At 69.4% G+C, this 19,646-nt stretch carries 20 protein-coding genes; 16 read left to right on the top strand and 4 right to left on the bottom strand.

Annotation, left to right across the window (positions count from 1 at the left end; translation table 11 throughout):
* The first annotated feature begins 89 nt into the window (after positions 1-89).
* Positions 90-542, top strand: coding sequence for a winged helix-turn-helix transcriptional regulator (locus ACNPQM_RS20620; RefSeq protein WP_418085174.1), 453 nt, complete (start codon positions 90-92; stop codon positions 540-542).
* Positions 532-1,413, top strand: coding sequence for a DUF3626 domain-containing protein (locus ACNPQM_RS20615; RefSeq protein WP_418085173.1), 882 nt, complete (start codon positions 532-534; stop codon positions 1,411-1,413). Before ACNPQM_RS20620 ends, ACNPQM_RS20615 begins: the two co-directional genes overlap by 11 nt.
* A 131-nt stretch (positions 1,414-1,544) precedes the next feature.
* Here ACNPQM_RS20615 and ACNPQM_RS20610 read toward each other — a convergent pair whose 3' ends face one another.
* Positions 1,545-1,910 (bottom strand): iron chaperone, encoded by a 366-nt coding sequence (locus tag ACNPQM_RS20610; RefSeq protein WP_418085172.1) that lies wholly within the window; start codon positions 1,908-1,910, stop codon positions 1,545-1,547.
* Positions 1,911-2,035: 125 nt separating this feature from the next.
* On the opposite strand from ACNPQM_RS20610, the gene ACNPQM_RS20605 reads away from it, so the two are divergent.
* On the top strand, positions 2,036-2,902 hold the full coding sequence (locus tag ACNPQM_RS20605) for a S1 family peptidase (protein WP_418085171.1): 867 nt from the start codon (positions 2,036-2,038) through the stop codon (positions 2,900-2,902).
* A 166-nt stretch (positions 2,903-3,068) separates the two neighbouring features.
* Here ACNPQM_RS20605 and ACNPQM_RS20600 read toward each other — a convergent pair whose 3' ends face one another.
* On the bottom strand, positions 3,069-3,887 hold the full coding sequence (locus ACNPQM_RS20600; RefSeq protein WP_418085170.1) for a TetR/AcrR family transcriptional regulator C-terminal domain-containing protein: 819 nt from the start codon (positions 3,885-3,887) through the stop codon (positions 3,069-3,071).
* Positions 3,888-3,970: 83 nt separating this feature from the next.
* On the opposite strand from ACNPQM_RS20600, the gene ACNPQM_RS20595 reads away from it, so the two are divergent.
* On the top strand, positions 3,971-4,804 hold the full coding sequence (locus tag ACNPQM_RS20595) for a siderophore-interacting protein (protein WP_418085169.1): 834 nt from the start codon (positions 3,971-3,973) through the stop codon (positions 4,802-4,804).
* Positions 4,805-4,810: 6 nt separating this feature from the next.
* Here the strand turns inward: ACNPQM_RS20595 and ACNPQM_RS20590 are convergent, their stop codons facing one another.
* The gene (locus ACNPQM_RS20590; RefSeq protein WP_418085190.1) at positions 4,811-6,532 is read right to left on the bottom strand and encodes an N-acyl-D-amino-acid deacylase family protein; all 1,722 of its coding nucleotides are present in this window, start codon (positions 6,530-6,532) and stop codon (positions 4,811-4,813) included.
* Positions 6,533-6,635: 103 nt separating this feature from the next.
* A complete protein-coding gene (locus ACNPQM_RS20585; protein WP_418085168.1) occupies positions 6,636-7,946 on the bottom strand; it encodes an amino acid deaminase in 1,311 nt (436 codons plus the stop codon).
* A gap of 136 nt (positions 7,947-8,082) precedes the next feature.
* Here ACNPQM_RS20585 and ACNPQM_RS20580 point away from each other — a divergent pair, with 136 nt between their 5' ends.
* The 12 genes from ACNPQM_RS20580 (at position 8,083) to ACNPQM_RS20525 (ending at position 19,614) form a co-directional block, all read left to right on the top strand.
* Complete coding sequence (locus tag ACNPQM_RS20580; protein ID WP_418085167.1) at positions 8,083-9,192, top strand: sugar kinase; 1,110 nt, start codon at positions 8,083-8,085, stop codon at positions 9,190-9,192.
* Positions 9,189-9,947, top strand: a complete 759-nt coding sequence (locus ACNPQM_RS20575; protein WP_418085166.1) for an IclR family transcriptional regulator — start codon at positions 9,189-9,191, stop codon at positions 9,945-9,947. The genes ACNPQM_RS20580 and ACNPQM_RS20575 overlap by 4 nt, the downstream gene beginning before the upstream one ends.
* Before the next feature lie 5 nt (positions 9,948-9,952).
* Complete coding sequence (locus ACNPQM_RS20570; protein ID WP_037688571.1) at positions 9,953-10,363, top strand: RidA family protein; 411 nt, start codon at positions 9,953-9,955, stop codon at positions 10,361-10,363.
* A gap of 645 nt (positions 10,364-11,008) precedes the next feature.
* Entirely contained in the window at positions 11,009-11,893 is an 885-nt protein-coding gene (locus ACNPQM_RS20565; RefSeq protein ID WP_418085165.1) for a hypothetical protein, read from the top strand.
* Positions 11,894-12,116: 223 nt separating this feature from the next.
* Positions 12,117-12,824 (top strand): Flp pilus assembly protein CpaB, encoded by a 708-nt coding sequence (cpaB, locus tag ACNPQM_RS20560; RefSeq protein ID WP_418085164.1) that lies wholly within the window; start codon positions 12,117-12,119, stop codon positions 12,822-12,824.
* A 7-nt stretch (positions 12,825-12,831) separates the two neighbouring features.
* Positions 12,832-14,118, top strand: coding sequence for an AAA family ATPase (locus ACNPQM_RS20555; protein WP_418085163.1), 1,287 nt, complete (start codon positions 12,832-12,834; stop codon positions 14,116-14,118).
* 3 nt (positions 14,119-14,121) lie between these two features.
* Positions 14,122-14,589: a TadE family protein gene (locus ACNPQM_RS20550; RefSeq protein WP_418085162.1), complete on the top strand. Its 468-nt coding sequence runs from the start codon at positions 14,122-14,124 to the stop codon at positions 14,587-14,589.
* A 3-nt stretch (positions 14,590-14,592) separates the two neighbouring features.
* A complete protein-coding gene (locus ACNPQM_RS20545; RefSeq protein ID WP_418085161.1) occupies positions 14,593-14,988 on the top strand; it encodes a TadE/TadG family type IV pilus assembly protein in 396 nt (131 codons plus the stop codon).
* Between the two features lie 69 nt (positions 14,989-15,057).
* Positions 15,058-16,395 (top strand): CpaF family protein, encoded by a 1,338-nt coding sequence (locus tag ACNPQM_RS20540; protein ID WP_418085160.1) that lies wholly within the window; start codon positions 15,058-15,060, stop codon positions 16,393-16,395.
* An 11-nt stretch (positions 16,396-16,406) separates the two neighbouring features.
* The gene (locus ACNPQM_RS20535) at positions 16,407-17,345 is read left to right on the top strand and encodes a type II secretion system F family protein (protein WP_358857888.1); all 939 of its coding nucleotides are present in this window, start codon (positions 16,407-16,409) and stop codon (positions 17,343-17,345) included.
* A 14-nt stretch (positions 17,346-17,359) separates the two neighbouring features.
* Positions 17,360-18,247, top strand: a complete 888-nt coding sequence (locus tag ACNPQM_RS20530; protein ID WP_418085189.1) for a DUF5936 domain-containing protein — start codon at positions 17,360-17,362, stop codon at positions 18,245-18,247.
* A gap of 50 nt (positions 18,248-18,297) precedes the next feature.
* The gene (locus tag ACNPQM_RS20525; RefSeq protein WP_358857889.1) at positions 18,298-19,614 is read left to right on the top strand and encodes a sensor histidine kinase; all 1,317 of its coding nucleotides are present in this window, start codon (positions 18,298-18,300) and stop codon (positions 19,612-19,614) included.
* The last annotated feature ends 32 nt before the right edge of the window (positions 19,615-19,646 follow it).

Here is a 19,646-nt window from a genome sequence, read left to right as displayed (position 1 = left end):
AGGCTGGTCGCAGGCCTCGGAGTGATCAAGTACCCACTTTTGAGTGGGTGGTTACCGCGGGGTGAGTGACCAGGTGGGAGGGGTGGGGCATGGGGACCGTGCGGAGGCCGGGGGCGTTCGTCTGCGGGATCGACGCGGCGATGGATGTCATCGGCGGCAAGTGGAAGGTGCTGATCCTCTGGGCGCTGAACGAGCAGACGTGCCGCTTCGGCGAGCTGCGCAGACTGGTGCCGGGGATCACCGAGAAGGTGCTCACCTCGCATCTGCGGGAACTGGAGGACGACGGCATCGTGCACCGGAAGGTGCATGCCGAGGTGCCGCCCCGCGTCGAGTACTCGCTGACCCCGCTCGGGTTCGCGCTCAACGAGGCGCTCGGGCCGCTCGGCGCGTGGGGACGGGAGCATGTGCTCGGTCAGGGCGCCCCCGAAGGTGTTCCGGGCATCCCCGATGGCGCCCGGGGCGACTCCGAGGGCGTGCCGGACACGCGCAATCCACATGCGACGGCGGACCGCGTTCCGGCAGACTGCGCCGGTGACAGCTGATCCCTCATCCGCCTCCGCCTCGGCGCGCGCCCTGAGACATGTCGCTTCTCTCTCCTCGGGGCAGCCACTGGACCGGGCCGTGGCGCTCACGCTGAACTTCCACCCCGACCGGATGGCGGGCGACCGCCCGATCCTGGCCAAGCTGGCCGAGGACGGCGTCTACCACTCGCAATTCGTCACCGGTACCAGCAACGGCGGGCTGACCGCGCACCCCGGCGGCGACCGGTGGCGCTGGGAGAGCCGGATCTTCGGCGGTGCGTACGACGGTGTGCCCGGTGAACAGCGGCCGGTGTACGGGGCGTTGAACTTCCGGTGCAAGGAGGTCGGGGCGGCGCCACGCTTCGGCTCGGCGCACTTCCGGCTGACCGCCGAGGCGCTTTCGCGCGCCACCTTCTGCTACCCGGACAGTGCCGCCGAACCCACGGACTTCGGCGTGGCCGACCGTATGCGGCTCATCGAACTGGCCGAGGCCGACAGTCAGGACGCGCTCAACGACTACATCGAGGCGCAGGTGCACGGCCCGGTGGTGCTCGACCGTCATATGGAGGCTCTGGTTCTCGACCCGAGCCACCGCGGCACCGCCGTGGAGGAAGCCGCCCGCCGACTGCCGTGTCCCACGGAATGGCACGGCGGAGTCAGGCTGTTCGTCGACGAGTTGCACCAACACGCGGACTACCGAGGGCAGGAGTTCGTGGACCTCGGCGCGGAGATCGCGGAGGGCGGCGTGCTCGATCCGCGGATCATCGGGGACGCGGCGCGGACGGGCCGTTACGAGACGCAGTCGCTGAAGATGGTCTGGCACTGCCTGGCCCGCTTCGGCGCACCGGCCGAGCCGCGGGTACCGGCGCAGGCATCCCCGTCGGCCCGCTGAGAGGTGGCGGACTACCGGCGGCCGGTACCTCTTCGTTCCTGTCGTCGGCCGGCGGGGGACGGCCCCGCGGCGTGTTGTCGGGGCCGCACGGCGGTGGAGCCCGAACCGCACGCGGCTGACCGGCCACCCCGTCAGCAGACTGTTCCCGGCCGGGCCGCAGTGGCCCTCAACAGGTCGCGCACCAGGTCGAAGTCGATGTTCTCCGGTTTGCGGAAGCGCAGGCAGCCCTTGCCCATGTCCTGTCCGGCCAGCCGCTCCTCGAATGCCGCGCGGACATCGGTGCGCAGCAGGTAGAAGGAGACGTAGTTCTTCTGGCTCGCGAAGGCGATCTCGACGACGCCGTCCCGTTCGTAGGCGGGCATTCCGTAGGCCATGATCTCGCCGAAGCCCTTGAGCTCCTGGCGGCACATCAACCGCAGTCCGACCAGGGCGTCCCGGCGCTCCTCCGGCACCTCGGACAGGTATCCGTCGACGTCCTCCGCCTTGCTCTGCACCATGCGTACAGCCTAACGAGGGTCCCGAGGCCGGAAGGCGGTCTTGCCCCGGACACGCGCACCCCTAACAATGCGCATGACAAAACCGAAGGAACTTCGGTCACAGAGGTCATAGAGGGGACCCCCACATGAAGAAGCCTCTCCTCGGCGCGCTTTTCGCCGTTCTCCTCCTCGGAGTGGGAACGGCACCCGCTGTCGCGGCCACAAGCCACGACGCGGCCGCGCCGCAGAAGACGACGCAGGTTCAGCAGGTCACGGCCAAGGCGGTCGACTTCGCCGGTACGGTCGCGCTCAGCAACTGTTCCGGCTCCGTGGTCCGCACGGCCGCCTCGCTCCCGAGCGACCCGGCGCTCGTGCTCTCCAACGGGCACTGCCTGGAGACCGGCTTCCCCGGTCCGGGTGAGGTCGTCCTCGGCCGGAAGTCCACCCGCAGCTTCACCCTGCTGAACTCCGCGGGCAGCGGAGTCGGCACCCTGCGCGCCAGCAAGATCGCGTACGGGACGATGACCGACACCGACATATCGCTGTATCAACTCACCCGTACCTACGCCCAGATCGAGAGCACCTACGGCATCAAGGCGCTGGAGCTCAACGCCGCGCACCCGGTCCAGGGCACCGCGATCACGGTCGTCTCCGGCTACTGGAAGCGCACGTACAGCTGCAACATCGACGGCTTCGTCTACCGCATGAAGGAGGGCTCGTGGACATGGAAGGACTCGGTCCGCTACACCTCCGCCTGCCAGACCATCGGCGGCACGTCCGGCTCCCCGGTGATCGACAACGCGACCGGCAAGGTCGTCGCCGTCAACAACACCGGTAACGAGGACGGGCAGCAGTGCACGGTCAACAATCCGTGTGAGGTTGACGAGAGCGGCAATGTGACGGTCCGCCAGGGCATCAACTACGCCCAGGAGACGTACGGCATCGTGCCGTGCATCGGCGCCGGCAGTCAGATCGACCTCAACCGGACCGGGTGCACCCTGCCCAAGCCGTAGCCGGAAAACGTCCGCGCGCGTCGCCCGGCCCGCCCCCGGTGACGCGCGCGGGGCGTGGTCCCGCAGAGTGCGAGCGGCGGGGCGTCAGGTCCTGCGCCACCGGCCGTTGGCGCAGACGCCCGACCGTCGTGCACCTGTTCCCGCGCGCCGTGAGACCCCGCAGGTCTCACGGCGCGCCCGTGCGTCGCACCGCCGCCTCGATTCCGTCCAGCAGCACGCCCAGCCCGGCGGTGAACGTCTCGCGCGCCTGACGCTCCAGGTAGGGCACCGGGTCGTCGGCCGGTGGCGGCTCGGGTGTGCTCTCGCTCTCCAGGCGGCCGACGTCCGGGAAGCGGTCCGCGAAGTCGGGGGCCACCTCGCCGAGCAGCGCCGAGCGGGCGAACCACCACTCCTCGTCGGACTGGCCGGTCACCGCAGCGGCCAGCCGGGACTCGGCGACCGTCTGCGCCGAGCCGCGGACGAAGTGGAACAGTGTGCCGATCAGCCGCCGCAGGAGATGCGCGTCGAGCCCGGTCCCGTACAGAAGACGTACGAGGGTGTTGAGGGCGGCGTACTCGTGCGGGCCCAGCACCGGTCGGGCCTGGGAGACCTGGAGCACCCACGGGTGGCGGAGATGGAAGGCGAGGGTGTCCTCCGCCCAGCGCGTGAGGGAAGCACGCCAGTTGTCCGTGTCCGGGTAGTCGGACGGGAGTTCGGCATGCACCGCGTCGTACATCAGGTCCAGGAGCTCGCTCCTTCCGGGGACGTACGTGTAGAGGGCCATGGCCGTCCGGCCGAGCCGCTCGCCCACGGCGCGCATCGAGAGCGCCGCCATGCCGTCCTCGTCGGCGACGGCGACGGCGGCGCTCACGATCGCGTCCACGGTCAGTCCGGGCTTGGGTCCCGACCGGGCCGGTCCCGTTCCGCCCGGTGCCGGAGCGCTCTCCGTGCGCCACAGCAGGGCCATCGAACGGCGGGCGTCGCCCTGTCCCGCATAGACCACCACTTGCGACTCCTTACGCCATAAAGTAACTTCGCAGCGACTCTTTACGGCATAAGGTATCAGGGAGAAAGTAGGTGGCCGATCCGATGAGTCAGTCGCTTCCGGTGTCGTACGTCCAGGTGGTGGGCGTGGAACGGATCACGCCGCGGACGGCGCGCGTCACCTTTACCGGAGATGTGCTGGCCGGTCTGATCGAGGACCGGCCGGATCAGCAGATGAAGCTCTGCTTCCCGAAGGGGCAGGGCGCGCCCGTCCTGCCGGAGCAGGACCCCGACGACACGTACGGGATGCGGTGGTACGAGGCGTACCTCGCGATCCCGGAGGCCGACCGGCCGTGGATGCGGAGCTTCACCGTCCGGGCGTACGACCGTGAGCGCAACGAGATGACCGTCGACTTCGTGCTCCACGGCGACACCGGACCCGCTTCCCGCTGGGGACGGACCGCGCAGCCCGGGGACGTACTCGGCATGGTCGGCCCGTCCTCGGCGTACGCCCGGCCGCTGCCCGCCTCCGACTGGCTGCTGCTGGCCGGGGACGCGACAGCGCTCCCCGCGATCGGCACGCTGCTCGAAGCGCTGCCGGCCGGCATGCGCGCGGCGGCGTACGTGGCGGTTGCCGACGCGGGGGAGGAGCAGCGGCTCTCGTCCGCCGCCGAGGTGACCGTGCGCTGGGTGCACGCGGGGGAGGAGCTGACGGACGTGGTCCGCGCGGCGGAGCTGCCGGGCGAGGCGGGGGCGGGGGCCGCATGGCTCGCGGGGGAGGCGGGGACCGTACGGACGCTCCGTCGCCACCTGGTCGAGGAGCGCGGGATGCCCAGGCAGGCGGTGGAGTTCAGTGGCTACTGGCGGCGCAGGCTGACCCAGGACGACGCCCCGACCGAGGAGGACCTGGCCTGGGCGAAGGAGCGGGCGGAGGGGTGAGGAGGGTCACCGTGAGCCGCGCACCGGCCGGGACGGCCGGACCGCCCGTCCTGCCAGCACCGGGGTCCGCCTGCCGTCCTCGATGACGAAGCGGCCGTCGATCAGGACGTGCGGGATGCCCACCGGCAGCGTGCGCGGCGCCTCGAAGGTCGAGCCCGCCGCCACCGTCGCCGGATCGAAGAGGACCAGGTCGGCGCGGTAGCCCTCGCGGACGTACCCCCGGTCGGGCAGCCGCAGCCGGGCCGCCGGGCGGGAGGTGAGGTGGGCGATGCACTCCTCCAGCGAAAGGATGCCCAACTCCCTTACATACCGGCCGAGATACTGAGGGAACGTGCCGTACGCGCGCGGGTGGGGCTTGTCGCCCTGAAGGATGCCGTCGCTGCCGCCGGTGTGGACGCGGTGGCGCATGATCTGCCGGACGTTCTCCTCGTGGCCGACATGCTGCAGGATCGTCGAACCGAGCCGGTCGTCGAGGAGCAGCCGCCGGGCGGTCACCCAGGGGGCCTCGCCCCGCAGCCGCGCGGACTCGGCCACCGTACGGCCGACATGGTCGGCGAGGGCGGGCACGCTCACACCGGAGATCTCGATGGTGTCCCACTCGATCGGCACGCCGTGGCAGCCGTCCGAGCCGAGGACCTCCAGGTGGTGGCGGACGGTTTCCGCCGTCGCGTCGTCCGCGAGCCGTGCCAGGACGGCCTCCGGGCCGCCCTCGCTCGCCCAACTGGGCAGCATGGCGACGAGCGTGGTGCAGCCGGGGGTGTACGGATACGTGTCGAGGGAGATGTCCGCACCCGCGGCGAGCGCGTCGTCGAGGAGGGCCAGCAGGTCCGGCGCCCTGCCCTTGTTCACCCCGAAGTTCATGGTGGCGTGGGCGAGATGGAGGGCGCAGCCCGCGAATGGGGCCTCCCCTGCTCCCTTTGGAGCTCGGGGACGGGTGAGCCGGACCATCTCCTCGTACGCGCCGAGCGCACCCGCCCCGTACGAACGGTGGTGCGGGCAGTAGTAGCCGTCGTACCGGGCCACCACCCGGCACAGCTCGGTGAGTTCGGCGTCGTCGGCATACATGCCGGGGGTGTATGTCAGCCCGGACGACATGCCGACCGCACCGTCCGCCATCCCCTGCGCGACGAGCTCCTTCATCCGGGTCAGCTCGGCGTCGGTGGCGGGGCGGTCGTCCCAGCCGACGGCGTACATCCGAACGGTGCCCTGCGGGATGAGGTACGCGGCGTTGACCGCGATGCCCTCGCCGCCGAAGTTGCGGTCGAGGCGGTCCAGGTACTCGCCGACCGTGCGCCAGTCGAAGTCGATGTCATCGCCGTCGCCGTTCCAGCCGGTGATCGCCTTCCGCACCTCGGCGAGGGTGCGGGTGTCGACCGGGGCGTACGACAGCCCGTCCTGGCCGAGCACTTCGAGGGTGACGCCCTGGGCGGCCTTCGCGCTGTGATCCGGATCGCGGAGAAGCGCGAGGTCGCTGTGGGCGTGCATGTCGACGAAGCCGGGGGAGAGGGCGAGGCCGCCGGCGTCGAGGGTGCGGCGGGCGGTCGGGCGGGGGCCGTGCCCCTCGCTCTCCTTGCGGATCTCCGAGATCCGGCCGTCGGTGATGCCGATGTCGGCGCGGTAGGAGGGGGTGCCGGTGCCGTCGATGACGGCGGCGTCGCGGATGACGAGATCCATGGTGTGCGGCCTTTCCGTGCCGGTGTTCTTTCCCCTCCCCGCCCCTTCCCGCAGCGGGGGTGCTGCCCCCGGACCCCCGCTCCTCAATCGCCGGAGGGGCTGGAGGGGAAAACGCCGGAGGGGCTGGAGCGGAAATCGAGGACAACGCCCGCAGGGGTCAGAAGAACGTGCGGATGTAGTCCGTGACCGTGCCGTCCGCCTCGACAAGCGGAATCAACTGCCACTTGTCGAACGACGTGCACGGGTGCGACAGCCCCATGCCGACCCAGTCCCCGACCTCCAGCTCCGCCCCGGCCTCGGTGCGCAGCCACGCGTGCTGGTCGGACAGCTTGGTGACGGTGATGCCGGTGGCGGCGCGCACCGAGCCGTCCCGCCCGGACCGTACGACCTGCGCCTGCGGAAGATCGAGGTCGTACGCCGCGTCCCGCTTCCCCGCGTTCACGAACGCCTGCTCGTCGGACGGCCGCGAGACGACCTGGGCCCAGAGGCGGAACGCGGGCTGCAGGGCGCCCTCCTCCGGGACCCGTTTGAACGGGGTGATGCGCAGGTAGTGCCCGTCGTCGTGTGAGACGTACGCCCCCGAACGCAGCAACTTGCATACCGAACGCGTGAGTTCGGGGATCTCCGCGAAGACGTCCGCGACCGTGTCGAACCAGGCGCTGCCGCCCGCGCTGATCACGATCCGGTCGTCGGCAGCCAGTGCGGCGAACCGGCCCGCCTTGTCGAAGTCGGCGGCCACCCGGACGAGCCGGTGCAGCCAGTCCCGGACCCGCTCCGTGGACGCGTCCGGCACCTCGCCCTCGTAACCGGCGACCCCGACCAGGCGCAGCGTCCCCACCGCGGCCACCGCGTCGGCGACCGCCGCGCAGTCGGCCTCGGTGCGGGCACCTGTGCGGGCCCCTTCGCCGGCGCCGAGTTCCACTACCACGTCGACCGGACGTACCGCACCCGCGGCGCGCAGCGCTTCGTCCATCAGCTCGACGCCGCGCACCGAGTCGACGTAACAGATGAAGTGGAAGCCGGGGTCGGAGTCCAGCTCGCCGGCGAGCCAGCGCAGTGCGACCGCGTCCACGAGCTCGTTGGCGAGGAAGATCCGCTCGATGCCGTACGCGCGGTACACCCGGACCTGGTGCGGAACGGCGGCTGTGATGCCCCACGCGCCGTGCTCCAGCTGCCGGGCGAAGAGCTGCGGCGCCATGGACGTCTTGCCGTGCGGCGCGAACGCGAGGCCGTGACGGTCGGCGTACGTCTCCAGCAGCGCAAGGTTGTGCGCGACGGACTCGGCGGAGAGGGCGAGGACGGGCGTCGTGAAGCCGCCGGTGAAGAGGTTGCGGCGCTCGGCGGCGAGGGCGCCGACCGTGAGCCCGTCGGCGTCGGGCGGGAGCGACTTGAAGCGGTGGTCGACGCGCTCGGCGGCGAGTTCACCAAGCGTGTAGGGAGCTTTCGCGACGTTCTCGTCGGCGGCCATGGACCCTCCTCGAAATCTGTTCGTTGCACCATATGCAACACACATTGCGCATATCGCTTGACGCTGTCTAGCATCCGAGCCGATGCCGGGTCAAAGACGAGAGCCGGTGCGGAGCGCTGACCACCGAGGAGCCCGAGTGTCCGGACCCGCAGCCGCGAAACGTGGAGCCACCACCGCCGATGTCGTCTGCCTCGGTGAGTCCATGGTGACGTTCCTGCCCTCGCAGCCCGGCCGCCTCGCCGACGTCCCGTCCTTCGGGCGCGCGATCGGGGGCGCCGAGTCCAACGTCGCCTGCGCGCTCGCGACGGCCGGACACCGCGCGAAGTGGGTCGGCCGGGTCGGTGCGGACGGGTTCGGTGACCATCTCGTCGACGCGATCGCGGCCTACGGGGTCGACACCTCGGCAGTCCGGCGCGATCCCGACCGCCCCACCGGCATCTACTTCCGTACGGCGGCGGACCGGGCGGCGAGTACCCATGAGGTCGCGTACTACCGGGCCGGTTCGGCGGCCTCCGCGATGTCCCCCGCGAACGTTCCGTACGAGGACCTGCTCGACGCGCGCATCCTGCACCTGACCGGTATCACGGCGGCCCTCTCCGCCGACTGCCTGTCCCTGCTCCGCTCCCTCACCGAGCCCCGCCCGGGCCGCCCGCTGATCTCCTTCGACGTGAACCACCGCCCGAACCTGTGGCGTACCGGCGACGAGGGACCGGGCGTGCTGCTCGACCTGGCGCGCCGCGCCGATCTCGTCTTCGTCGGTGAGGACGAGGCGGAGGAGGCGTGGGGACTGCGGGGCGCCGACGCCATCCGTGAGGCGCTGCCGGAGCCGACGATGCTCGTGGTCAAGCGGGGGCCGGAGGGGGCGACGGTCTTCTCGGGGCGCCGCCCCGATCCCCGCTCCTCGATCACCGGGCGGGCTGATTCTTCCGTCACCACCGTCCCCGCCCTTCACGTGGACGTCGTCGCCGCCGTCGGCGCGGGCGACGCCTTCGCCGCCGGTTTCCTCTCCGCCACTCTCCGCGAGCTCCCCGTCCGCGACCGCGTCCGCCACGGCCACCTCATGGCCGCCGCCGTCCTCACCGTCCCCGGCGACCTCACCGACCCGCCGGTCCGCTCCCACGCCGACGAACTCGTCGCTCTCGACGACGCCGCCTGGGAGAGACTTCGTCTCGGTCCCGGCTGGACGGCAGCCGGCCACGCCGGCATCGACCGGAGCCCGGCCCCGCAGGAGGTACACCCGACATGAGCCAGACCGTCGACCGCGCACTGAGCATCCTCCCGCTCCTCGCCGAGGGCCCAGCCGACCTCGGCCAGGTCGCCGACCGCCTCGGCGTCCACAAGTCGACCGCGCTCCGCCTGCTCCGTACGCTGCACGAACACGGTCTCGTCTACCGCCAGCAGGACCAGCGCTACCGCCTCGGAGCCCGTCTCATCGCCCTCGCGCAGGAGGCCGTCGAGAACCTCGACGTACGCGAGATCGCCCACCCCCACCTCGTCGAGCTCAACGCGCAGTGCGGGCACACCGTCCATCTCGCGGTGTACGAGGAGGGGGAAGTCCTCTACATCGACAAGGTGGAGAGCCGCTACCCGGTCCGGATGTACTCGCGGATCGGCAAGCCCGTCGCGATCACCGTCGCCGCCGTCGCCAAGCTGCTGCTCGCGGATCTGTCCGAGCCCGAGCGGCGGGCGGTCGCCGAGAAGCTCGACTACCCCAAGTACACGTCCCGTTCGGTCCCGGACGCCGGCGCCTTCCTCAAGGAGCTCGCCATCGTCCGCGAACAGGGCTGGGCCACCGACCTCGGCGGCCACGAGGAGTCCATCAACTGCATCGGAGCCCCGATCCGCGGCGCGGACGGCCGTGTCGTCGCCGCCCTGTCGGTCTCCGCACCCAATGTGGTGGTCACGGCCGAGGAACTCCTCACCCTGCTCCCGCTGGTGCGCCGCACCGCCGACACCATCAGCCGGGAGTACTCCGGCACCAACCGACCCGAGAAAGCCTGAACGCGATGACCGAGAAGACCGCCCTCACCCCCAGCACCCACACCACGCCGCCCGCCAAGTTCTCGCACGGCGTGAAGAAGGGGAACATCCTCCAGGTCGCCGGCCAGGTCGGCTTCCTGCCCGCCGTTGAGGGCCAGGCCCCCACCCCGGCCGGCCCGACGCTGCGCGAGCAGACCCTCCAGACGTTCGCCAACGTCAAGGCGATCCTGGAGGAGGGCGGCGCGAGCTGGGACGACGTGATGATGATGCGCGTCTACCTCACGGACGTGGACCACTTCGCGGAGATGAACGAGATCTACAACACGTACTTCGGCGAGCAGAACCTCAAGGAGGCCCCTGCCGCCCGCACGACGGTGTACGTCGGCCTTCCCAAGGGCCTGCTGATCGAGATCGACGCGCTCGCCGTCCTCGGCTGAACGATCCCCGGCCGGCCCGCCTGCCTCACCGCACCACCACGCCGCACGGCACGGCGCCCCCGGCATCGACGGGGGCGCCGTGCCGAGCCCCACCGGTCGCGGACGCGCTCGCCGGCACGTTGCCAAGACCTCTGACGGCAGCAGCTGTGATCGGCGGGCTCGGCGGCCGTGGTGGGCGCGACGGAATCGCGAGCTCCAGTGATCCGGTCCACTGTCGTCCGAAGTCGCCCGGAGGCAACCTCCGTTGACACTTTTCGGTGATCTTTTCGCGCGCGTTCGAACCCTCTCGCATCTGTGCGGCCGAGATCGCCGGACAGTGACCGAGCCCCTCCTCCGGAGCCTGCCGTCGATCCGTGGAGATCCATTCTGACGTGCGCAAACGAATTCTGAGCAGGGGGAATCGGAACGGAGTCCGGTAACCCTCCGCAGTGGTACGGAAATTAACCAGTATCGGTTTCGTCCGATTTCGCACCAGCGGGATCCGTGCGAATCGCCCCCGCGCCGCGCACACCTTGTCGTACTGGCCTCCGAAAGATGTTCACTGGCCGGTAGGACGTGGATAAAGTGTTGACGCAGAAGCACGGAGCAGGAGCGATTGCGGCCGTTGTCGTCACGACAACGGCCGGAGCCGAACGGGGAACCAGCGTGCCGACCGCAATAACAGTGACCAGTGCTGATCTCGTGCTGCCGCCGACCGACCAGCAGACACCGACAGCCGCTTTACTCCGGGCTCCGGAAGACCAGACCATGGACCAGGCGATCGGTGACATGCATGTGCTGCTGGAACAGCACGGGTATGTCGTCGCCATCTATGCGGCCAACCTGCCGATCGCCCATGAGCGCAGGATGCACGCCGTCAGATCGGTCCTGGAAAGTGACCGGATCGCCCTGCTCAAGGTGGATCTGCCACCCTTGGGCATTGCCGTACTGGTGCGTCAGTTGCGTCAGTTGTCGATCTGCGACTTCAGCCCGGGGGTGGTGGCCTCCGCCGCCCGGCTGCTGCCCCACTACATCCACGCCGGCGCCCTGCTGAACTCCGTCACCAAACTGGACCGGGTTCCGGTCAGCCTGAAGACGCACGCCAAGTCCTGGGTCCCGGGCTCCCAGTTCGCCGTCCTCGCGGGCCCGAACCCGCAGCTCATCAAGGTCGGTCCGACCGCCAAACCCCTGGACGGCCCGGAATTCGCCACGGATCTGCTGGTCGCCAAGGGGCAGTCGCAGTCCGAATGGGTGCAGCAGACCTTGGCCCCTGCATGGAAGGTCCAGGCCATTCACGAGGCCGCCCTGCCTTCCGATTCCCCCGGCTGGTGGGGAACCGGAAAGCTGGTGGAATTTGCCGCTTACCTTCCGGACATCTCCGTGCTGTACCAACTCGTCGCATCGGTAAGGCGGGAGATCTGCCACTGGTGCGGAATGGAGCTCATCGGGGATCGTTGCGGTTTCTGTACGTCACCGCTTCACGTTCCCGAGAACCGAATGTCTTCCAACGGTGTCCTCAGTCAGGGGGCGCCTGCACCACCCGGCTCCTAGTGCCCCGGATTCCTCCACGGTCGCACATATATGCACGTACCTTTCCCCGACCACCGCTCCTGCGCCCCGCTCCCTGTCATATGCCGTCCCCTTCAAGCGGAACACAAGGCCCATAGACAGGTCTACGCGCAGATACAGACGCAGATTCGGACATAAACCGAGTCACCGCACATCCTTCTGTCCGTTGCCCCACGCATCCGATTCGAACGAGGTTGTCCGGCCCATGAACTCCCGCCAGCGCCGCGGCGTGATACTCCTGCTCCTTTCGGTCCTGTGCGCCTTCGGCGCCTTCGCCGGGGTGCTCTCGGTGATCAGCGACGTCAACTCGAAGGTCGGACCCGAGGTCTCCGCCTACCAGGTGAAGTCCAACGTCGCCCCCTACACGGCGCTGTCCTCCGGGCAGTTCGAAAAGATCAAGATGCCGAAGCGCTGGCTCTCGACCAACGCCGTGACCGACCTCGCCGAGATCAACGGCAAGATAGCCATCACCCAGCTCCGCGAGGGCTCGCTGCTCCAGTCGGACATGATGCAGAAGCGTCCCGAACTGCAGCCCGGCGAGCAGGAGATCGCCATCATGATCGACGCCGCGACCGGTGTCGCCGGCAAGATCACCCCCGGTGCGACGGTCAACGTCTATGCCACCTTCGCCGGGGAACGGGACGGCGCGCAGTCCCAGTCGAAGGTCATCGTCTCCAACGCCAAGGTCCTGGAAGTCGGCAAGCTGACCGCCCTGGATCCGGGCCGGGACGCCAAGTCGAACATGGGCACCGAGGCCGTCCCGATCACCTTCGCGCTCAACACGCTCGACACCCAGCGCATCGCCTATGCCGAGTCCTTCGCGGAGCACGTACGCCTGGCGCTCGTCGCTTCCGGCAGCGACAGCACCATCCGCCCGGGCGACCGCACCTACACGCTCGACAAGGACAAGTGAGGATCGAATGACCACGAGGATCCTCCCGGCAGTCGGCGACCCCGACGCGGCCAGATCCGTCACCACCCTGCTCAGCCAGCTTCCTGACGCCGAGCCAGGGGCTCCCGTCGGAGACTCGACACAGCTGATCGACACCCTCGCCCGGCTCGCGGGCGAGTCGATCGACGAACTGCCCGAGGTCGTGCTGGTCCATGAGCGGATCGGCCCGGTGCCGGCTCTGGAACTGATCCGGGAGGTCTCGCTGCGCTTCCCCGCCATCGGGGTCGTGCTGATCACCGCCGACGCCAGTCCCGGCCTGCTCGCCGCGGCAATGGAATCCGGCGCCCGTGGCCTGGTCACCCTGCCGCTGAGTTACGAGGAGCTGGTCAACCGGGTCCAGTCCGCCGCCCAGTGGTCGGTCGGAGTGCGCCGCCACCTGGGCACCGGAGGCGATGTCTTCACCGGTCCCGGCGGCACGGTCGTCACGGTAAGCGGCGCCAAGGGCGGTGTGGGCGCCACCGTCACCGCGGTCCAGCTCGCCCTGGCCTCGCAGGCGTCGGGCCGCACGGTCGCCCTCGTCGACATGGACCTCCAGGCCGGTGACATCGCCTCGTACCTCGATGTGCAGTTCCGGCGCTCCGTCGTCGACCTGGCGGCGATCACCGACATCTCTCCCCGCGTCCTGTCCGACGCCGTGTTCAGCCACAGCTCCGGCCTCGCCCTGCTGCTGGCGCCCGGCGAGGGCGAACGCGGCGAGGAGGTCAGCGACCGGTCGGCCCGCCAGATCGTCAGCGCCCTGCGGTCGCGGTACGAGGTCGTGGTCATCGACTGCGGCAGCCAGCTCCAGGGCGCGAGCGCGGCGGCCATCGAAATGGCGGACACGGCGCTGCTGGTCACCACCCCGGACGTGATCGCGGTGCGCGGCGCGAAGCGCACCGTACGGATGTGGGACCGGCTGCAGATCCGCAAGGCGGAGGAGACGCTCACCCTCGTCAACCGGTTCATCCGCAACACGGAGATCCAGCCCCCGCTGATCGAGAAGATCACGGGGACCCGGATGGCGAACACGGCCGTCCCCGCGAATTTCAAGGAGCTCCAGGGCGCCGTCGACGCGGGGCGGATGCATGAACTCGATGCCAAGAGCACGGTGAAGCAGGCGCTGTGGGGCCTGGCCGGAGAGCTGGGGATCGTCAAGGTCCCCGAAAACGCGGACAAGCGCGGCAAGTTCAAGAACGACCGAGGCTCGATCGGACGCCCGCGCAGATGGCGCGACGGTGACACCGGGGGCCGTGCGACGACCGAGGAGGCACGTTGAGCCATGACGACCACCGATATGAACGGCCCCGGAATACGGGAGACGCGAGAGGTACGGGGAGGGCGTTACGGCGCACCTGTCCGCGAGGGGATCAGCGGGAGGCGCAGGCGTGATCGTGGCCAGACCGCGATCGAGTTCCTGGGCGTGACGCCGCTGATCATCCTGCTGATGCTCGTGCTGTGGCAGTGCGCGCTGATCGGCTACACCTTCTCCCTGGCGGGGAACGCGGCGGACGAGGCGGCCCACAAGGGGGCCATCGCGGAGTTCCGTGCCAACCCGGCCTGCCAGCGTGCGGCGCTGGATCACCTGCCTCGCGCCTGGCGGAAGTCGGCGAAGCCGAAGTGCACAGCCGATGTCTCGTCCGGCATGTACAGAGCCGAGGTCAAGCTGAAGGTGCCGGTCCTGGTGCCCGGCCTCCTCAACTGGAAGTACGCGGTCACCGGCAATGCCGCGTCGCCGCTGGAGGGCTGAGCGATGATCATGCGTACCGACACGCCGGTCCGGACACCGAACGCCACCCGCCGTGACCGGGGCCAGGTCGCCATCGAGTACCTGGGCTTCCTCCCGCTGCTGCTCCTGGTCGCTCTCCTGGCGATCCAGCTGGGCCTGGCCGCGTATGCCGCCAACCAGGCGGGCACCGGCGCCCGCGCGGGAGCCCGTATGGCCAGCATGTCGCGGAGCGGCGGCTGCGACGAGCAGGCAGCCAAGGAAGCGATGAGCGACTGGACCGCCCGCCGGGCGCACATCACGGATCGGTTTTCCTCCTCCGGTGAGGTCACCTGCACCGCTCGTGTCAAAGTGCCCCGCGTCATTCCGGGCGTCGACATCTGGGGCTGGGCCGAACGAAGCTCCACGATGCCCCGCACCTGACCCCGCGGCGCACCGCACCGCTGCCTCACCAGCGGCACAACAAGTACGTCAGAGCGAGGAGTTACGGACATGAGTCTGCGGGCACGCGTCACCGCCCCGGAGAAGCACAGCGGGGCGCGGGAGGACGGCCACATGGTCGCCACCTACCGCGCCAAGCTGCTCGAAGAGATCGACCTGGCGGAGATGTCCTCGCTCGCCGCGGCCGACCGGCGGGCTCGGCTGGAGCGCGTCCTCAGTCACATCATCAGCCGTGAGGGGCCGGTCCTTTCGACCGTCGAACGCACCCAGCTCATCCGCCGGGTCGTCGACGAGGCTCTCGGTCTCGGCATCCTGGAACCGCTCCTCGAAGACGCATCCATCACGGAAATCATGGTGAACGGCCCTGACCAGATCTTCGTCGAGCGCAGCGGCAAGGTCGAGCAGCTCCCGATGCGCTTCGGTTCGCACGAGCAGCTGATGCAGACCATCGAGCGCATCGTGTCGACCGTCAACCGCCGGGTGGACGAGTCGAATCCGATGGTCGACGCACGTCTGCCCAGTGGTGAGCGTGTCAACGTGATCATTCCTCCGCTCTCGTTGACGGGTGCGACGCTCACCATCCGACGCTTCCCGAGGGCGTTCACGCTCCAGGAGATGATCAACGGCGGCTCGCTCGACGAGCAGATGCTGATCCTGCTCTCCGGGCTCGTCCAGGCCAAGCTCAACGTCATCGTCTCCGGGGCCACCGGTACCGGAAAGACGACGCTGCTCAATGCGCTCTCCGGGCTCATCCCGAACAGCGAGCGCATCGTCACCATCGAGGACTCCGCCGAGCTCCAGCTCCAGCAGAGCCATGTGATCCGGCTGGAGTCCCGTCCGGCGAACGTCGAGGGGAAGGGCCAGATCACCATTCGTGACCTGGTCCGCAACTCCCTGCGTATGCGCCCCGACCGGATCGTCGTCGGTGAGGTCCGTGGCGGCGAATCGCTCGACATGCTCCAGGCGATGTCGACCGGTCACGACGGTTCGCTCGCCACGGTCCACGCCAACAACGCCGAGGACGCGCTCATGCGTCTGCAGACCCTGGCGTCGATGTCCGAGATCAAGATCCCGTTCGAGGCCCTGCACGACCAGATCAACAGCGCCGTCGATGTCATCGTCCAGCTCACCCGGCACGCCGACGGCTCCCGCAAGGTCACCGAGATCGCCGTCCTCGACTCGCACGGCCGCGACCCGTACCGCATCGTGACGGTCGCCCGGTTCAACGCCCAGCCGATGGCCGCCGACGGGCGGATCTACGGCGAGTTCCAGTACCTCCCGATCCCGCGCAAGATCGCCGACCGTCTCTACATGGCCAGCCAGCCCATCCCGCAGGCCTTCGGAGTCGCCGCGTCCGCCGAACAGCTCGCCACCCGAGAGGCCAACTAGGTACCTGTGCCATGACAAATCTTCCTCTTCTCACGATCGGCGTCACGCTGCTCTGCGGCGTGACGGGCGTCATGGGCCTGCACGCCTACTCCGGCGGGAAGGCCGACCAGGAAGCACTGGTCGACCGGCTGTCGCACACCGGGCAGATCCCCGAGGGTGGGCGTCACCGCCGCTTCCGGGGTGTCGACCGAAGGCTGCGCAAGACCGGTCTGGGCCGCAAGCTCGAACTGAAACTGGCGGCCACCGGACTCGAGATCACGCCCGGCGAATTCTTCGTCTACGCGCTCGCCGCGATGGCCGCGCTGTGGATGATCGCCTCGTCGATCCTCGCCAGCTTCTTCGGCCCGGTCGCGGCACTCATCGGGCTCTGGGGCACCAACGCCTTCCTGAACTGGCAGCGGACCAAGCGCACCGAGCGCTTCATCAACCAGCTCCCCGAACTCGCCCGCATCCTCGCCAACGCCACCCAGGCAGGGCTGGCGCTCCGCACCTCCATCGGCATGGCGGCGGACGAGATGGAGGACCCGGCGGGCGAGGAACTGGCCCGGGTCGCCCGCCGCCTGGCCGTCGGTGAATCCCTCGACGATGCGCTGAGCGAACTGACCGACCGGCTGCCGTCGCGCGAACTCGTCGTTCTCGTGACGACCCTTGTGCTGTCCAACCGGGCCGGCGGTACGGTCGTCAGCTCCCTGCGCAACCTCACCGAGACGCTGGAGGAGCGCAAGGAGACCCGGCGCGAGGTCAAGACCCAGCTCTCCCAGGTCACTGTCACCGCCTACGCCGTCCCCATCTTCGGACTCGGCGCCATGCTCCTGATGAATGCGGTGATGCCCGGTGCACTCGACCGCATGACCGGAGCCTTCATCGGCCAGGTCGCAGTGGTTGTCTCCATCGCCCTGTACGCGATCGGATTCATCGTGATCCGCCGCCTGTCCCGGATCGACGTCTGATGGGCGGGGGGAACATGGACCTGCTCCTCGCAGGCATCGTTGGGCTCGCGGTGTTCGGAGCCATTGCCGGTATCCGCATGTACCGGGCCGACGCCAAACTCCCCGGTGACCTCGCGATCGCCCTGGAGGTAGGCGCCACCCGCACCAACGCGATGGGTTCCGGCATCGACCGGATGGGCATGCGCTGGGCCCCCATGGTGCTGCGGATGATGGGCCCCAAGGCGGTCAACAAGAAGCGCCGCCAGATCGACATGGCGGGCAACCCGGGCGGTCTGACCATCGACCGCTACGCCGCCCGCCGCTTCGTCTACGGCGCCCTCGGCGCGTTCGGCGCGCTCACGATGCTGATGCGCGGCCAACTCTTCCTCGCCATTGTGCTGATCGCCTTCGGCCTGTTCTGGTCCGAGGTCGGCATCCTGGCGGCGGTCCGCGTCCGCAGGGACCACATCGACCGGACGCTCCCCGACTTCCTCGACGTCCTCGCCGTCGTCGTCTCCGCCGGCCTCGGCTTCCGCCAGGCGCTCGGCCGCGTCGCGGAGAAGTACGAGGGTCCCTGGGCCGACGAACTCCGCATCACCCTGCGCCAGATGGACATGGGTGTCAGCCGCCGCGAGGCGTTCGATCAGCTGCGCAAGCGCAACGACTCGGAACAGGTCGCGATGTTCGTGACCACGCTCCAGCAGGGTGAGGAGCTCGGTGCGCCGATCGTCGAGACGCTGATCCAGATCGCCAACGACATGCGACGTACGGACGCCCAGAACGCCCGCAGGAAGGCGGCCAGGGCCGTACCCAAGGCGACCTTCGCGGTCACCACGTTCCTGCTCCCCGGGACGCTCGTGCTGCTGACGGTCGGTTTCGTCTACGGAGCCAACGTCGACTTCAGCTTCCTCTCGGGCGGATGACATGGGCGGCGGAGTCGATGACCACGATCCACGGAGGAGGTGACAGGCACATGTCGTTCCCACTCGGCAGCGCGCAGACAGGACTGGCGTCGGACGTACGCCAGGCGATCGCCGACCCCGGGCCGCGCCCGGCGTTCGCGATCCAGCTCAACGCGCTGCAGGCGATGTGCCGGCAGGTCTTCGGGTTCCGGCTCGCCATGATCGGTATGGCAACCCCGTTCGCAATCGCGCACACCGCACCGGGACCGGCCACCTGGCTGATCGGCTCGGCGATCCTCGTCACCTTCATGGGCTCGTACGTCCTCTTCCGCGACTGGGAGCGCTTCGGCCCCGTCCTGCTCCGCCACCCCTGGCTGCTCGGTATAGACGCACTGTTCGGCGCCCTGCTGCTGATCACCGCCACGCCCGAGTCCACCCTCGCGTACGTCACCGTCTGCACCCCGCTGCTGGCCGGACTCGTCTACGGCTGGCGGGGCGCAGCGGTCTTCGCGGCGCTCCAGACGCTGATCGTCTTCGGCGTGTACGGCACCGATCCGAAACTGGAGCCCGCCGACGCCACGGCGTTTCTCCTTCCAGGCTTCTGTGTGATCGCGGGCGCCGTCGGGGTCACTCTGCGCAATCTGCTCCTGCGCTTCGGCACCGCCAGCCAGGCGCTCACCGAGACCAGGGCACGGCTCGCGGTGAACGAGGCGGTGGAGGGCGAGCGCACCCGGCTCGCCCGGGAGATGCACGACTCGGTGGCCAAGACCCTGCACGGTCTGGCGCTGGCCGCAGACGGTCTGGCCAGCTCCTCCGACCGGATGGATCCGCTCACCGTCAAGCACCAGGCCGAACTGGTCGCCCGGTCCGCCCGCCGGGCGGCGGCGGAATCGAGGGAACTCCTCTCAGACCTGCGCCGCGAGTCCGGACTCGACGGGGGAGTGGACGTCGTCAGCGAGCTCCGCGCCCGCGCGGATGACTTCACCCGCCGCCACGGACTCACGGCCACGTTCCGGATGCTCAACGAGACCCCGGTCCCGTCCGTGCCGCAGGTGGTCGCCCGCCAGCTGCTCACGGTCGCCTCCGAAGCGATGGAGAACGCTCATCGCCATGCCCACCCCACCTATCTCGTCGTGCTCGCCGGCGTGAAGGGCGATGTCCTGCGTGTCAGCGTGTACGACGACGGACGCGGCCTGCCCCCGGGCACGACGCTCGACGACCTCAGGCGCGCCGGTCACTTCGGTCTCGTCGGCATGGTCGAACGCGCCGCTTCGATCGGCGCCCGTATCCGCATCGGCAGGGGCAAGGCGGCCAAGGGCACCGAAGTACGCCTCGAACTCCCGGTGGCCGCGCTCGTCGCCGTCCCGGAAGCACAGCAAGTGAACTGACCCGTTCCACCCACCCTCACCCCCACCCCCCA

It is taken from the genome of Streptomyces sp. NPDC056231 (assembly GCF_048270745.1).
Taxonomy (GTDB): domain Bacteria; phylum Actinomycetota; class Actinomycetes; order Streptomycetales; family Streptomycetaceae; genus Streptomyces.
The sequence above is the reverse complement of the archived record's forward strand: the minus strand, read 5'-3'. Positions and strand labels throughout refer to the sequence as shown.